This is a genomic window from Nitrososphaerota archaeon (assembly GCA_011605775.1).
Lineage (GTDB): Archaea > Thermoproteota > Nitrososphaeria > Nitrososphaerales > JAAOZN01 > JAAOZN01.
The window spans coordinates 1-13,635 of sequence record JAAOZN010000052.1; the positions used below are offsets into that span (position 1 = coordinate 1).

General features: G+C 48.5%; 16 protein-coding genes and 1 pseudogene. 7 read left to right on the forward strand and 10 right to left on the reverse strand.

Translation table 11 applies throughout. The features are described from left to right. A partial coding sequence (locus HA494_04935; protein ID NHV97116.1) for a CBS domain-containing protein occupies window positions 1–404 on the reverse strand: 404 nt, incomplete at its 3' end. A 98-nt stretch (window positions 405–502) separates the two neighbouring features. Here HA494_04935 and HA494_04940 point away from each other — a divergent pair. Next, window positions 503–976: a hypothetical protein gene (locus tag HA494_04940; GenBank protein ID NHV97117.1), complete on the forward strand. Its 474-nt coding sequence runs from the start codon at window positions 503–505 to the stop codon at window positions 974–976. Between the two features lie 16 nt (window positions 977–992). Here the strand turns inward: HA494_04940 and HA494_04945 are convergent, their stop codons facing one another. Both HA494_04945 and bcp read right to left on the reverse strand, forming a co-directional pair. Then, window positions 993–1,463 (reverse strand): hypothetical protein, encoded by a 471-nt coding sequence (locus tag HA494_04945; GenBank protein ID NHV97118.1) that lies wholly within the window; start codon window positions 1,461–1,463, stop codon window positions 993–995. A gap of 123 nt (window positions 1,464–1,586) precedes the next feature. After that, a pseudogene (bcp, locus tag HA494_04950) lies at window positions 1,587–2,034 on the reverse strand (thioredoxin-dependent thiol peroxidase). 100 nt (window positions 2,035–2,134) lie between these two features. Between bcp and HA494_04955 the strand changes: the two are divergent. Then, window positions 2,135–3,439 carry a hypothetical protein gene (locus HA494_04955; GenBank protein ID NHV97119.1) on the forward strand — a complete coding sequence of 435 codons (1,305 nt, stop codon included), beginning with the start codon at window positions 2,135–2,137 and terminating at the stop codon, window positions 3,437–3,439. On the opposite strand, the gene HA494_04960 is transcribed toward HA494_04955, so the two are convergent. Genes HA494_04960 through HA494_04970 form a run of 3 tightly spaced genes read right to left on the reverse strand, consistent with a single transcriptional unit; the run spans window position 3,429 to window position 5,723 of the window. Further along, the gene (locus HA494_04960; protein NHV97120.1) at window positions 3,429–4,469 is read right to left on the reverse strand and encodes a carbohydrate kinase family protein; all 1,041 of its coding nucleotides are present in this window, start codon (window positions 4,467–4,469) and stop codon (window positions 3,429–3,431) included. The two genes, HA494_04955 and HA494_04960, sit on opposite strands and share 11 nt — an antisense overlap. Next, a complete protein-coding gene (locus HA494_04965; protein NHV97121.1) occupies window positions 4,453–4,902 on the reverse strand; it encodes an NUDIX hydrolase in 450 nt (149 codons plus the stop codon). Before HA494_04965 ends, HA494_04960 begins: the two co-directional genes overlap by 17 nt. Further along, entirely contained in the window at window positions 4,899–5,723 is an 825-nt protein-coding gene (locus HA494_04970) for a competence damage-inducible protein A (GenBank protein NHV97122.1), read from the reverse strand. The genes HA494_04965 and HA494_04970 overlap by 4 nt, the downstream gene beginning before the upstream one ends. 66 nt (window positions 5,724–5,789) lie before the next feature. Here HA494_04970 and HA494_04975 point away from each other — a divergent pair, with 66 nt between their 5' ends. After that, entirely contained in the window at window positions 5,790–6,545 is a 756-nt protein-coding gene (locus HA494_04975; protein ID NHV97123.1) for a GTPase, read from the forward strand. On the opposite strand, the gene HA494_04980 is transcribed toward HA494_04975, so the two are convergent. Continuing rightward, on the reverse strand, window positions 6,542–7,510 hold the full coding sequence (locus HA494_04980) for a hypothetical protein (GenBank protein NHV97124.1): 969 nt from the start codon (window positions 7,508–7,510) through the stop codon (window positions 6,542–6,544). The two genes, HA494_04975 and HA494_04980, sit on opposite strands and share 4 nt — an antisense overlap. Window positions 7,511–7,522: 12 nt before the next feature. Then, window positions 7,523–8,305, reverse strand: a complete 783-nt coding sequence (locus HA494_04985) for a hypothetical protein (GenBank protein ID NHV97125.1) — start codon at window positions 8,303–8,305, stop codon at window positions 7,523–7,525. Between the two features lie 130 nt (window positions 8,306–8,435). Here HA494_04985 and HA494_04990 point away from each other — a divergent pair, with 130 nt between their 5' ends. The 4 genes from HA494_04990 to HA494_05005 all read left to right on the forward strand — a co-directional run bounded on the left by HA494_04990 (window position 8,436) and on the right by HA494_05005 (window position 10,970). Continuing rightward, the gene (locus HA494_04990) at window positions 8,436–8,918 is read left to right on the forward strand and encodes an adenosine monophosphate-protein transferase (GenBank protein NHV97126.1); all 483 of its coding nucleotides are present in this window, start codon (window positions 8,436–8,438) and stop codon (window positions 8,916–8,918) included. Window positions 8,919–8,948: 30 nt separating this feature from the next. Beyond that, entirely contained in the window at window positions 8,949–9,239 is a 291-nt protein-coding gene (locus tag HA494_04995; GenBank protein ID NHV97127.1) for an MTH1187 family thiamine-binding protein, read from the forward strand. Between the two features lie 89 nt (window positions 9,240–9,328). Continuing rightward, window positions 9,329–9,961 (forward strand): NTP transferase domain-containing protein, encoded by a 633-nt coding sequence (locus HA494_05000; GenBank protein ID NHV97128.1) that lies wholly within the window; start codon window positions 9,329–9,331, stop codon window positions 9,959–9,961. 22 nt (window positions 9,962–9,983) lie between these two features. Continuing rightward, window positions 9,984–10,970, forward strand: a complete 987-nt coding sequence (locus HA494_05005; protein ID NHV97129.1) for an acetoin utilization protein AcuC — start codon at window positions 9,984–9,986, stop codon at window positions 10,968–10,970. A 257-nt stretch (window positions 10,971–11,227) separates the two neighbouring features. Here the strand turns inward: HA494_05005 and HA494_05010 are convergent, their stop codons facing one another. Together HA494_05010 and aspS are read right to left on the reverse strand one after the other, a co-directional pair. Next, window positions 11,228–12,352 carry a DUF763 domain-containing protein gene (locus HA494_05010; protein ID NHV97130.1) on the reverse strand — a complete coding sequence of 375 codons (1,125 nt, stop codon included), beginning with the start codon at window positions 12,350–12,352 and terminating at the stop codon, window positions 11,228–11,230. 34 nt (window positions 12,353–12,386) lie between these two features. Beyond that, window positions 12,387–13,625 (reverse strand): aspartate--tRNA(Asn) ligase, encoded by a 1,239-nt coding sequence (gene aspS, locus HA494_05015; protein ID NHV97131.1) that lies wholly within the window; start codon window positions 13,623–13,625, stop codon window positions 12,387–12,389. Between the last annotated feature and the right edge of the window lie 10 nt (window positions 13,626–13,635).

Here is a 13,635-nt window from a genome sequence, read left to right on the forward strand (position 1 = left end):
ACATCACCTAGGATCCGACCCGAAGATCTATCCAATACAGGTATGTCTGTTAGGTCGTAGGTCAGCATAAGCCTGAGGCACTTTACCGCATCATCTTCCGAATAGACAGTTGCTTTCTCACTATAGGGGTAGATTAGTTCTTTTGCTGTGGTATCTTTTGAGTATTTGAGGAGGTATTCTTCTAGCCCACTTATGTCACCCAACTTTACCTTTGCCCACTGTAGCAAGCTTTCACGCTTAATGAAACCTTGGTAGCTTCCACTCTTGTCTACCACGAAGAGACCTCTTATGTAAGGTGCTTCAACAAACTTTCTTACAATGTTAAGGAAGCTTTCATCTTCCCTTACTATTAGGGCTATCGTCTGGTTCGGGTTATAGAGGTCCTTGACCAAAAGCTTCTTCATACCTTTCCCCGATGCTACTTGATGCTGGGGGTTTAAGTGGCTATCGGTCGCCGGCTCTGTTTAAAAGCATATTAAGTTGAAAGCAGGAGTGTCTTCTGATGGCTGGAGAGCTGAGGATAAGGGTCAAGTTGGGCGAGTTTGAGGTTGAGTTGCAGGGTGATGTTGAGACTATATTTAAGGCGATGGATACCCTGCGTGAGATAGTCTCTTGGATACCTCAGCCAATGACGGCGCTAAGCCAAAGCGGACCTATTGGGACCACCGCACCTACTCAACCACCAGCAACCGAGACCACTCAACTGACTCTGCCAAACATAAAGATAGAGAAAGAAGACTCCCTAGCAGACATAATAGTGAAGATGTTTTCAGACCCGTGGGGTAGAACGCCTAGAAGATTGAGTGAGGTTCGCGAAGCACTCGCATCTTACGGTCTAGTACATCCAAAGCAGTCGGTCGCGGTGGCGCTGCTGCGCCTCTCACAAGCTGGTAAGCTCAGAAGGTTTAAGGAGGGAGGCGAATACGTCTACACAGCCTCACTTCCGCTCGTCTCAGAAGCGGGCAGCCGGCTCTGATGCGTACAAGTCTACTTCAGGCTGCTTTTTGCTCGGCGATTCTGCTCTTTATGATGGCTAGTATCTGTATGTGCCGCTTTTCATCCTCTATGATCCACTCTAGTACGGTTTTGTAGTCTTCTAGATCGAAATTGTACTCGTTGGTTAAGAGCTTGACCACTTCTGTGTATAATATTGTTAGATATTCTTCACCAGCATACCCTTCGTAGCTCTCAAATTCTTGTAGGATCCCTTTCAGTTCGCTTAAGGTAACCTCATCCTCTCTCGCGGCGTATCTTTTAGCCTCTTCGACAGTCTTCACCCAAGCTTCCCCTAACATTTCTCCGCAATCGCAGCGATCTGTTTGATGTGTAAGGCGAGCAGCTAAAGCTTTAAATGCTGCAGCGTGCTTAAACGAATCTTTAGCGATATACTCAAGGAGATAGGCTACCTCTCTCAGAAACCTTTTCTGAGACCTTCTGATAAGCCTTGGCAACCTCTTCTTCAAAGATTGCTGAGCAGTAAAGATATTTAGCTAAATCTTCTCTAGCCACCAAATAGGCTTAGCACCTTATCCAGCAGCCTAGCAAGTGATATAAAAGAATACTTCTATCATCGAAGCTAAATCGTGTTAGAGGTTGGCTAAGATGTTAAGGACCTCTTTGGGGTGCTGCTCTACATTCACCTTCTTGAAGATGTGGCGGATACGCCCCTCTCTGTCAATTATGAAAGTCACTCGTCTAGCCCGCGTTCCACCCACACCTAGAACCCCATATGCTCTACTAACCCACTTATCTCCGTCACTTAGCAAGGTGAAGGGTAGATGATACTTCTCTGCAAACTTCTTATGTGAATCTACGCTATCCAGACTTACCCCAAGCACAACCCCACCTTTCGCTCTGATTTCTGAGAAAACGTCTCTGAAGCCACAAGCTTCCTTGGTGCAGCCAGGGGGTATCGTCCTTTGGGTAGAAGTAAAGGACGACGGGCGAACCTCTTAAGCTCTTTAGGTTAACCATCTTTCCTTCTTGATCTGGTAGCGTGAAATCAGGCGCCTCATCTCCCACCTTAAGAGCCATTCCTTCTCTAACCTATCTTTACTTTAGTACATCTATCTAATAAGGATGTACTCATCGCAGTGTAAATATAGTGGGTTTCAAATGAGTAAGGGGTTGGATGGTGCTGGATAACGTCTTTAGGCAGTATGATGTTAGAGGCGAATACCCCACCGAGATAAACGAAGATTTTGCTGAAAAACTTGGTAGGGCTACAGCAAGTTATCTTGGTAACAGCGGAGCCGTAATAGTGGGTTGCGACTACAGACCCTCGAGCGGTAGATTAAGAGACGCGTTGATATCGGGTTTGACTAGGGGTGGTGTAAGCGTGCTCGATATCTCGCCTTGCACCACCGATATGCTGACGTTCGCAACCATAACCTACAAGCCAGATCTATCGATAATGGTTACCGCCTCACACCTCCCCCTTAAATACAACGGCTTCAAGTATGTATCTAAGCAAGGCGTGTATCTATCGGAGGCGGAGAGGTCTAAGATAAAGGGTATTTTAGCTAAAGGCGAATTTAAAGAAGGGGAGGGCAAAGTTGAGAAGCTTAGCGTCCTCGACAAATACCTCAGCACCATGAAGACGCTTATGAGTTGGAGTAGCAGAACCCTCTCCGGCGTAAAGCTGGTAACCTACCCTATGGGTGGCACAGCCGTCTTAACACTACCTAAGCTGCTCGAAGATCTAGGGGCTGAGGTGCAGGTGATAAGGGAGGTAGCCGAGGACCCCGAGCCTAAAGACGAAAACACCACCATTGTGCGTGAAGAGGTCTTGGCTAGGAAAAGGTTGCTGGGGTTGATAAACGATGGTGATGGAGATAGGCTTGCCGCAAGAAACCACGATGGAAGCTACGTAACCGGCGACCAGCTACTCTGCATCTTCGCAAGACTCTACTCAAAGCTAGGTAAGGTGGTGGTTACGATAGACTCGTCATCAGCGGTCTTCGAATACGTAGGAGGCGAACTTATAATCAGCAAAGTGGGCGAAGCCAACTACGTTGTTGACGCGGTAAAGCACGGAGCAATCTTTGGGGGCGAACCATCGGGACACTTCGTGGACCTCAGATTCACACCATCAGGCTCAGGCACACTCTTCGGAGCCATCTTAGCCGAGATCGCTAAGATAGGCGATCTGGATAAGATGCTCGCGGAGATTCCTAAATTCTACACGTATAGGGTGAAGGTTGCGTGTAGAGACCGCTTGAGCACGATGATTAGGGTTGTTGCTGAGTTGGAGAGAGAGGGTGTTGAGATCCTATCTAGGATAGATGGTGTGAAGTATAGGGTAGGGGGTGCTACGGTGCTTATTCGCCCATCTAACACCGAGCAAGTGGTTAGAGCGACTGTTGAATCTAAGGATGCTGAGGAGGCTAAAAGTATGCTTGGACGAGTTGAAGAGATGTTAAGGAGATTCAGCACCTAACCTTGGCTGTGTTCAACACCCTTACCACATCATCTAACGTCAACCGTTCGAAGGTAGGTTTTGTTATGTGGGCTGCTGCTACTGCGTTAGCCAGAAATAGCCTCTCTTCATAAGGTAGGTTAAGTACAGAGCCTAGTATGTAGCCTGCGTTCCAGCTGTCGCCCGCTCCGGTACTCTTCTGGAGCTTGACGTCAAAGGTTGGCACTTTGGTTACCTCCCCTTTTATGTTGTGTGAGGAGAAGTTTGGGGTATGGAGGAGTACCTCGCCTTCTAATCTTTCAGAGATATACTTCGCTAACGTTACTCTATCATCGTTACTGCACCCCAAAACCTTACCGACCCAATACACCTCATTCTCATTTAGACTTAAGGCACCAACCCCTACTCTACACAACACTTTACAAAGCGTCTTTAGTTCATCTACCCTACTAGACGGGTCTCCTAAATCAAAGAATATGAAAGCGTCTTCACCAACTTGTTCAGCTATGTGAAGAAAGAGCTCTGTACCGAACTTGTTCTGACACCAATTAAATAGGCAGATGTAATCTGCATTCTTCAGCAGCTCGAGATCCTCTACACCAAGCTTTTGGGGTGAAAAGTCCTTTAAACCCCCCGGCTCCCCAATCATAACATTTACTAGCTTACCGTCGCTCTGCATCTCTATTATGCTTGACGTAGAGAGTTTAGAATCCACTTTTATGTGTGAGAGGTCAACACCCACATCCTTGAGAAAGTATTGTAGGCAAAGATAGCCGAAGTCGTTCGTGATGGCGATCAACGTCACTTTTAAGCCTAAGCGTGCTAATGTGTCAGCAAAGTTGGCAGCATTTCCCCCGAGCGTGTAATTTTGTGGTATGTTGATTATGTTTCCGCCGCCTTGCTGAGCGATCCTCTTCACCTCATGGATGAAGTGCTTCACCCCATATGGGTAGCTTATTATGTGATCTAAATAGAAGTCTGGTAGAGAGACGATATTCTTCGGCGGCTTGGGGTATAGGATAGCCTCAACCAGTCTACTTCGATCTACCAATCTTCTTCGGCTTAAGGAAGCCGATCTTCCTTAAAAGATGTCTGGATGTCTTTGTGAGATTGAGCTTAGCCGCCTCCTCTGGTGTAAACCAGCCTAGAGCAAGAACTTCCTCATTCCCCCTAGGCTCACCGCCTTTTGGGACAGCTAAGTAGTCTGAAAGTATGTAGTGATAGCGTATTCTCCCCTCCTTATCACGCGTTATGTTATCAACTACATCTATCAGTTTTATCAGCCTAATCTCCAGCCCAACTTCTTCGTAGATTTCCCGCTTAACAGCATCCTTAACGCGTTCACCTAATTCAACTAACCCTCCTGGGATCGACCACTTCTCTTTGCTCGGCTCGAACCTCCTTTTAACGAGGAGAACCCGTCCATCTTTCTTTATTACAGCACCTACCGCTGCTAATGGGTGCTCTGGATACTCCCGCTTCAAGGCTGCTTCCTCTTGACCTCCCCTTTGGCTTCACATATTTCTGCGGTGAGCTGGTTAATTACCTCTTCCCTTAAAGCCTCAGCCTCAGACTGTGAAGGCTTGGTTACCGAGATGTAGATCTCCAGCTTAGGCTCAGAACCTTCGAACCCGCGTGGGTGGCTCTTAACATAGACGCCACGCCACTTCTGAACAACTTTGTCTAAGATCGGTGCGAGAGAAGACTCTGGTAGACCCTTAACTTCTAAACAGCCTTCGGCGACGAAAAGGTCGCCAACTATCTGCTTGATTACAGGTGCTACGCTCTCTGCAAATATGGCCTTCATTTCAGCTGGTACACCTGGCAGACAAAAGATCTTGAAAGTCTTGTAGTTTATCAGCACAGCAGGCGCGGTCCCAACAGGATTCCTTATCGGTATGCTCTTTGAGGGCAAAGTAGCCATCTTGACTCTGGCAGGTGTCAACTCAAACTTTGGTATGGCGCCCCTTTCAGCAAGCTCCCTATATTTGGCCTCGACCTGTTTTAGAGCCTGCTCGTTGACTTCAAGCCTTCTACGGAGAGCCTTAGCAACACCCTCCAGCGTCTTATCATCATAAGTAGGGCCGAGACCACCAGTCACTATTAGAAGATCTGTGTGCCTCTTTAAAGCCTCTCTAACCGCCTCTGCTATACAATCCGCATCGTCGCCCACTACGGTATGCCTAGCTGCAACGCAACCTAGTTTATGAACCTCTTGAGACAGCCAAGTAGCGTTTGTGTTTATGGTTGAGCCTAAGAGCAATTCGCTGCCAACGCACATTATCTCTATTCTAGGCGTCCACATCTGCATGGTGAGGTGTATTGGGTCAACCATTTAAGGCTAAGGCTTCTCTGCCATTGATGAGCAACTTTGTACGCCATATTTGTTGTCGGCACGGCTGGGAGTGGAAAATCTCTGCTGACCTCTAACCTTGCTGAGTGGTATAGAGCGAAGGGTGCGCATAGCATAACCGTGAATCTCGACCCAGGCGCCTTAGCCCTACCTTACGAGCCTGATGTGGATGTGAGGGACTACATCGATCTGCAGGAGGTGATGGAGAAGTACGGCTTAGGCCCTAATGGTGCGATGATACTTTCTTGCGACCTACTAGCGACGAGGCTAAATGAGATGCAAGATGCTATTGATGAGCTCAGACCAGACTACGCTATAATCGATACACCGGGTCAGATGGAGCTCTTTGCTTACCGAGAGAGTGGACCTTTCATCCTCAAGAACCTTAGGGCTGACGGTAAAGCAGTCCTATTCCTGTTTGATGGCGTGTTGGTCTCTCACCCTGTTAACCTAGTTTCGATTACGCTGCTCGCCACTTCTGTTCAACTCCGCTTAGTAACACCTCAGATACCTGTCCTAACCAAGAAGGATCTTATGAAGAATGTCAAGGAGGTGGTTGAGTGGTCATCAAACCCAGCTGCTCTAGAGGCAGCCGTGTACAGCAACACACCGGCGCTGGAATCGCTATTGACAAGAGGGGTGCTTAGGAGCGTCATCAAACTAGGCTTTGGCTACAACCTTATCCCAGTTTCATCCGTCACATTAGATGGTATGCTTAACCTTGCGGCTGCGCTCTCAAGAATATTGAGAGCTGGAGAGGAGGTTGAGGACTAAACCCTCTTAACCCGATCTACAGCGAAAGCCTCAGTCAACACCTGAGGTGGACCAGCGTATAGCGTTGACGAGATTATCTTAGCAGATGGTAGGAGGCGATGAAGCTCTCTGATAAGCTGCGCAGCCTTCTCAACCTTCACTAGCGAGTGAACACCTCTTCCGATCATATTCTGGGCAGCGCCTTCCGCACCTGACCTGCATATGTAGCGGGCTAAGTCGAGCAGATCACGAGTAGCCAAACCTGTCTTTTCAGCGAAGATTAGGCTCTGGTGTAGCAGTGTAGATGGTGTAGGATCATCTAGCACCGCCTCAAGTACCCTTCTACCCCAGATGTTCACAACCCTCTTCTTCCTTTCAGAAGCAAGAACCGTGGATTTATTTATAGCGCCGAAGACCACACCTACAAACACATATTCACCTGGGTTGCAGCTGAACATCTTCACCTCGCCTATCGATGGTGCTCCAGGCTCGGTGACCAACCCCATGCATCCACCTGATGAAGCAGCAGCTATAACGGTGCCTAAGCCTGTGAGGTTTCTGACCTCCGCTACATGCGCTAGATCGGCTGCTAGAGAAGAGTCAGATATGCCTAGTGCGTCTTGTATAGCGAGTATAGTGCCGAGCGCACCAGCTGCACTTGTGCCGAAGCCGCATCCTATTGGTAACTCAACTTCGTGCTCCACTCTTACAGATTCTTGGAAGCTGTAGACGCTTCTAGCCAGCTTCACAGCTTCTAGGCTTGTTCTTGCTGATGGTGTTAGGTATCCGTTTATCCACACTTCATCTTCGGCAGCTAGCCCCATCGTTACCTTCGTTACTACACCTCTGCTCAATCTGAAGCCCCCTCCTCTAGCACCTATTTTAAGTGGGTCTACGATCTTCCTACCTTCTTGATCTTCGTCACAGACCTCGAAGAAGCTTGATACTGCGGAGGGCACAAATATGCTTCTGGAATATCTGCCCAAACCCAAAGCCTCCTACGGTTTCGTTAGCACCGCAACCAAGGGGCCGAAGATGATTGTGGTTATGGCGGTTAACGCGGTTAGTGACTTTATGAGGAAGGAGTTAAGTTTGGCTGTTGTGAAGAGCAGATCGCCTAAAGGCGTTAATAGTAGGATCAAGGTGATCACGCCAAAGATGGCTGCTACAGCAACTGAATCCTTTACCTCGGTTGAAGAGGATACAGTCCTCCACTTCAACCAAGAGCCTGAGGTTAGGCTGCTCAGTCTAGACTTAGAGACGACTTTCACCAAGGCTGGTACTATGGCTAGCACAAAGGGGAGCATAGTGGTTATCCAGAAGAGCGTGAATCCGATTGTTGTTGCTAGCTGCACATCAAACGGCCAAAGAGCGCCTAAGAAGGTTGATATGTAGAGAACCACAACCGATGCCGCTATGAGGTTGCCTACAGCCAAGCCTGCTAGCGAAGCCCAGAGGAAGAGCCTCCAGCTACTCCACTTGTACATCAACCAGCCCAGTAGATAGAAGCCGACGAAGTTAGCTGGCACACCGGCGATGAGGCTGAGGAAGGGGTTGGTTAAGCCGAAGGTTGAAAGATACAGATCGCCAACAAAGACCCCAATACCAGCACCCAAGGCTCCTACAAGAGGACCAAAGATGATTGTGAAGAAGGCTGGAACAACCACACCGGGTGCGAACTGACCTATACCCCAAGGTGTGGGTATGAAGGCTGTCACCGCTTTGGCTACCGCGTAGAGGGCGGCGCAGAGGGCTGCTGCAGTAACTTCTTGAACCTTCAACTTGACTATATGGAGACTGCGATTACTTGGTTAATTAATACATCCTCAAAAGAATCTAGATGAGTCTATAGTAGTTAAGAGAGCGGGCAATCTTATATCCCACAACCTATTTGGCTACTATGTGGTTGGGTTGGAGTTAAAAGTGGTGCCGATAAAGGTGCCTGAAGGAGTCAACATCATACTTGGGCAGAGCCACTTCATAAAGACGGTAGAGGATCTCTACGAAACCCTTGTTTCTAGCGGCACAGCGATAAGGTTTGGGTTAGCCTTCTGCGAGTCTAGTGGACCGGCGCTGATAAGGCATGATGGTAACGATAAAGAGCTTGAGGCTAAGGCTGTTGAGATTGCGTCTCAAATAGCCTGTGGACACACCTTCATCATACTTTTAGCCAACGCCTACCCAATAAATGTGCTGAATAGGGTTAAGATGGTCGAGGAGGTTGTTTCGATCTACTGCGCCACAGCCAACCCAATAGAGGTTATCGTTGCTGAAACAGAGCAAGGAAGAGGTATACTTGGGGTGATAGACGGCGTAAAACCAAAGGGCGTTGAGGGAGAGGAGCATAAAGAGCAGCGCAGAGCCTTCCTCAGGAAAATAGGCTATAAGAGGTAAAGAGAATTGAGTAAAGAAAAGAAGCTCACGATCATAGCAGAAATAAGCATCTTCCCAATAGGCGAAGAGACCAGCCTAAGTCCGTATGTAAAGAAGGCGGTCGAGGCGATTCGAAGTGTAGATGGGCTCAAGCTTCAAGTAACACCGATGTGCACGATTCTGGAGGCAACCGACTTAGAGCAGATACTGGAGGCGTTTAAGCGTGCTCACAAAGCGGTTAGAGAAGCCGGTGCTAAAAGGGTAGTCGCACACCTAAAAATGGATGATAGGTTGGATAAACCTCGGAGCATGGAAGATAAAGTTAAGGCTGTAGTAACCTAGAAAGGCTTTAATCCAGAGGGAGAGCACCATACAGCAGTGCATCATCTTGATCCGCTTAGGTGAGGTAATCTAGTGGAAAGGTGTAGAAGTTGGGTTATCATCCAGCGAGAAGCGCTGTAGTGGCGGCGTGGGGGAGAGAGGAGGAGAAGCTACCTAAAAGGTTCTTTCATCCAGAAGAGGATAGCACGGTGCTCGAGTATCTGCTTGACGCTGTTTGGACAGTTGCCGATGCTATCTACGTGATCTTTAGGAGAGAGCCTAGCCTTAAGCTGATAGAGGCGATCTCAACCTTTGGGGTTAAGATCATAATAGAGAACCGAAACCCGACTATTGTGTCAAGCCTTCTGATGGGGTTTAAAGCTAGTAGGAGCGAGCACTGCTTGGTGCTCAGAGAGAATCTGCCTTTCATTAAGCCGAATGTACTCCACGCGCTCTTCGAGTATGCAAAGGGGTATGATGCTGCGCTACCCAAATGGTCTAATGGTAGGATAGAGCCGCTTCTAGCTGTGTATAGGAGAAAGAGTTTCATCGCCGTGGCATCCAAGCATCAAACCGAAGATAATCTGCTCCCTGTTGTGGATAACCTCTACTCCATAAGATATGTGAGCGTTGAGGATGAGATCAAGCCGCTCGACCCTGACCTCGAATCCTTCTTCACAATAGATAGCGCGGAGGACCTTGCTAAAGCTAGAGAAAAAGTCACTCTGAAATATAAGATGTAACAAATAGATATCGGGAGGAAACTTGGGCGACATAGGACTATACTACGGCGAAGAACTTCTACGATATGCTTTCCCAGACCCACATAAGTTCAACAGGCAGCGCATAAGCTCTTTTTGGGAGGCTGTTCAAATCCTTGGGCTTCTGGAGAGAAGAGAGATCAGGGTTATGAAGCCAGTCTTAGCGTCTGAGGATTTGCTTGAGCTATTTCACACAAAAGAGTACATAGATTTCGTTAAGAAGATGTCTGAGATAGGCAGCGGGCTGCTTGATTATGGAGATACACCAGCCTTTAAAGGCGTCTTTGAAGCAGCGAGCTACGTAGTAGGCTCTGTTGTAGATGCCGTTGATAAAGTGATGAGTGGAGAGGTGGGGCACTGCTTCATACCAGTGGGCGGGCTGCACCACGCAAGGAGAGATAGAGCAGCTGGGTTCTGCGTCTTTAACGATATAGGGGTAGCCATAGTGTACGCTAAGAAGAAGTATAGTCTCAACAGGATACTTTATGTGGATATAGATGCACACCACGGAGACGGTGTTTTTTACGAATTCTATGATGACCCAGCGGTGTGGATAGCAGATATACACGAAGACGGAAGATACCTCTATCCAGGGACAGGCTTCAGAGAAGAAGACGGCTCACCACAAGCACCAAAAACAAAACTTAACATACCTCTACCACCAGGCTCAACCGACAAAGAGTTCGTCGAAGCATTTAAGGAAGTCGAGGAGTTCGCAAGAAGAGTTGAGCCTGAATTGATCTTCTTTCAGTGTGGTGCAGATGGGTTAGAAGGCGACCCTATAACTCATCTTAGGTACACCTACAGAGCACATAGACACGCAGCAGAAGTTCTTCACGAAATAGCCCACCGATTCTGCAAAGGTAGGCTCGTCGCCACAGGAGGCGGTGGCTACGATGAAAAGAATACAGCGGCAGCTTGGAGCTCAGTTCTTATGGCCTTCCTAGGACCGAGGTGGGAGATGCCTACTTCACCCGGCTATATGTTATAATAAACAGGGGTGCCCGGAAAACCTAGATCTTTAACTCTGGGATGAATGGGCTGGGTTTAAAGAGGAGGGATATTTGAGCAGGTTGCGATGACCTATGAGCCTACGTGGCGAGGTGAAATGGAAGTTTAGCCCATAGGGTAACGAGCTCTATGGGATGGGGGAGCTGTGAGCCCCCCGAACCAGCAGATGAGGAGATATAGGCGCAAAGCCCACTCTAAAGGCTGGAAGCTCCCAACTTCATTCAGCCGAGGAGAAGCTCACAGCCCCCATCTATGGCTTAGGGCTTCTAGTCTCTTAAGCGCCTCCTTTAGATGCTCTCTTTCTGCTTCTGCTGATTCTAAGTAGCCTCTTAGCTTGCGTATAGTTTCATCCATAACTCTGCGGTTGACAGGGTATGGTACACCATCCTTACCGCCATGCGCGAAGGTGAACTTTGCTGGGTCTCTCCAAGATGGCGGTGCACCATATATGAGCTGTGAAACAAGCGCTAGAGCACGAACCACCGCCGGACCTACACCTCTAACCGCTAGGAGATCTTCATAGTCTCTGGGTTGAATATCATACAGCTTCTTGAATATGCTCCAATCAAGCCGCCTCGGCATATCAAAGCTGGGGTAGGTTTCGGTCGGTTCAGAAGATTTAACCCAGTTGTCCAGCACGTGCTGCCCACTCAACAACCTTATGGAGCCGATAAGGTTTTCAGGCCTCCCTCTTACGAGGTCTACTGCGATACGCCTAGCCTCTTCCGACTCTTTTGCTGTCATATCCAGCACTCTCGCTTCCAATCTGGGTGCGGCTATACCGCTGTGTGGTGTGCAGACGAAGCTCTCCAATTGAGCACCAAGCCAATGGTATCGCCTCGCTAACCTCTCCTCTACATTCAACCCCTGCTGGATTATGCACCACTCACCCCTCTCCGATATGAATACCGCGTGGTGGTAGATGGGGTAGTTGCATTGTATGGCTGCTGTGTCCACTTTAGCTGCCATTCTGCTGCTATACTTTAGTTCGTTGACTGTATGCTCTGGCAGAGAGAGGGCTTCACAAATCTTCTCTATATCTGTCTGCGCCTTTAACGCTGACCTCCCCTTCCCGCCAGCAACTTCCACTCCGTGCTCCTCAAATCTAAGCGTATCCTTCAGCACACCACAAACCACTGTGGTTAAGCCTGAGGAGTGCCAGTCGAAGCCGAGCACACAGCCAAAAGCTTGAAACCAGAGAGGTGAGCTAAGCTTCTTTAATATGCCTGACGCACCTTCTTCTCTATACATTATCTTCAGCATAGCATCAGCTAGAGCCTTCATTCTTTTTGTGAGCCACTCTGGTGCGTGGCCGTAGTGTAGAGGAAGGTAGACTTCGCCCGTCTTCTTCAAAGCAACCAAAATAATATGATGCTGTTGGCTATTATAGTTGTTGTTAGGGTGTGAGGGTTACCGTGTCTCTTGGATACAGCACCACTTCCCTAATGTTCTCCTTCCCAGTCAGCACCATCATAAGCCGGTCTAAGCCGAGGCCCCAGCCTGAGTGTGGTGGCATACCCCAGTCGAAGACTTTAAGGTGTTCTGAGAAGGAGGCTGGGTTTAAGCCCAGCTCCACCATCCTAGCCTCAAGTTTCTGCCTATTTGATATCCTCCTACCGCCAGAAGCAAGTTCTAGCGCCCCATACTGTAGATCAAAGGACTTTGAGTGGTCGCCTTCCACATCTATGTAGAAGGGTTTAAGATGAGGCGGCCAGTCTGTTATGAAGTAGAAGCCTTTGTGGATCTCGCCGAGAACCTTTAGAGCTGAGTCTGTGAGGTCTTCACCATCCTCTATCCCGTAGCCAGCCTTCTGCAGATCTTTTATAGCATCTTTATATGTGATCCTTAGGAAGGGTAGGTTCGGTTTCTCTAAGTTATGCCTGAGTACAGTGAGTTCAGATTTATTCTGCTCTAACACCTCCTCTATACAGCGCGCAACCAACCTTTCGCAGACGCCCATCACATCCTCCATATCATAGTATGCCGCTTCGATATCAACACTTACGAACTCGCTAAGATGCCTTCTCGTATTCGACTTCTCAGCCCTAAAGAAGCTAGAGATTTCAAAGACCTTCTCTAAGGCGAGTGTGAGCTGCTCCTTGTATAGCTGTGGGCTTTGCGCTAAGTAGGCTTGGCGACCAAAATAGTCGAGTGCGAATAGCGTAGCACCACCTTCGGCAGCTTGCCCGATGATCTTAGGCGTCTGAACCTCAAGGAAACCCTCGTCTATTAGGCTACGCCTTATAGATTGCAGCGCGGTGTGGCGGATCTTGAAGACCGCTGCTACGCTAGGATTTCTTAGATCAAGCGCTCTTGCGCTGATTCGTAGGTCTAATGAGGCTGGTGTTCTACCTGTTGGGTCTATTGGTAGGGGGTGTGTGGCGTAAGAGAGCACCTTGAAGTCTTTCACTTCGATCTCAACTTTAACCGCTTTTGCTCTGCTCTTCTGCACAACACCATACGCAGTAACTATGCTTTGGCGGGGTGCTTTGAGCGCCTCCTCATATAGTTGACCCATCTCTTTGCGGAGGAGGAGCTGTATTATGCCTGTGGCGTCCCGCACCGTGATAAACGCTAGAGAGCCTAAGGGGCGTATATCCTCGATCCAACCAGCTACCCTCACACTCTGCCCAATCTGGTCTTCG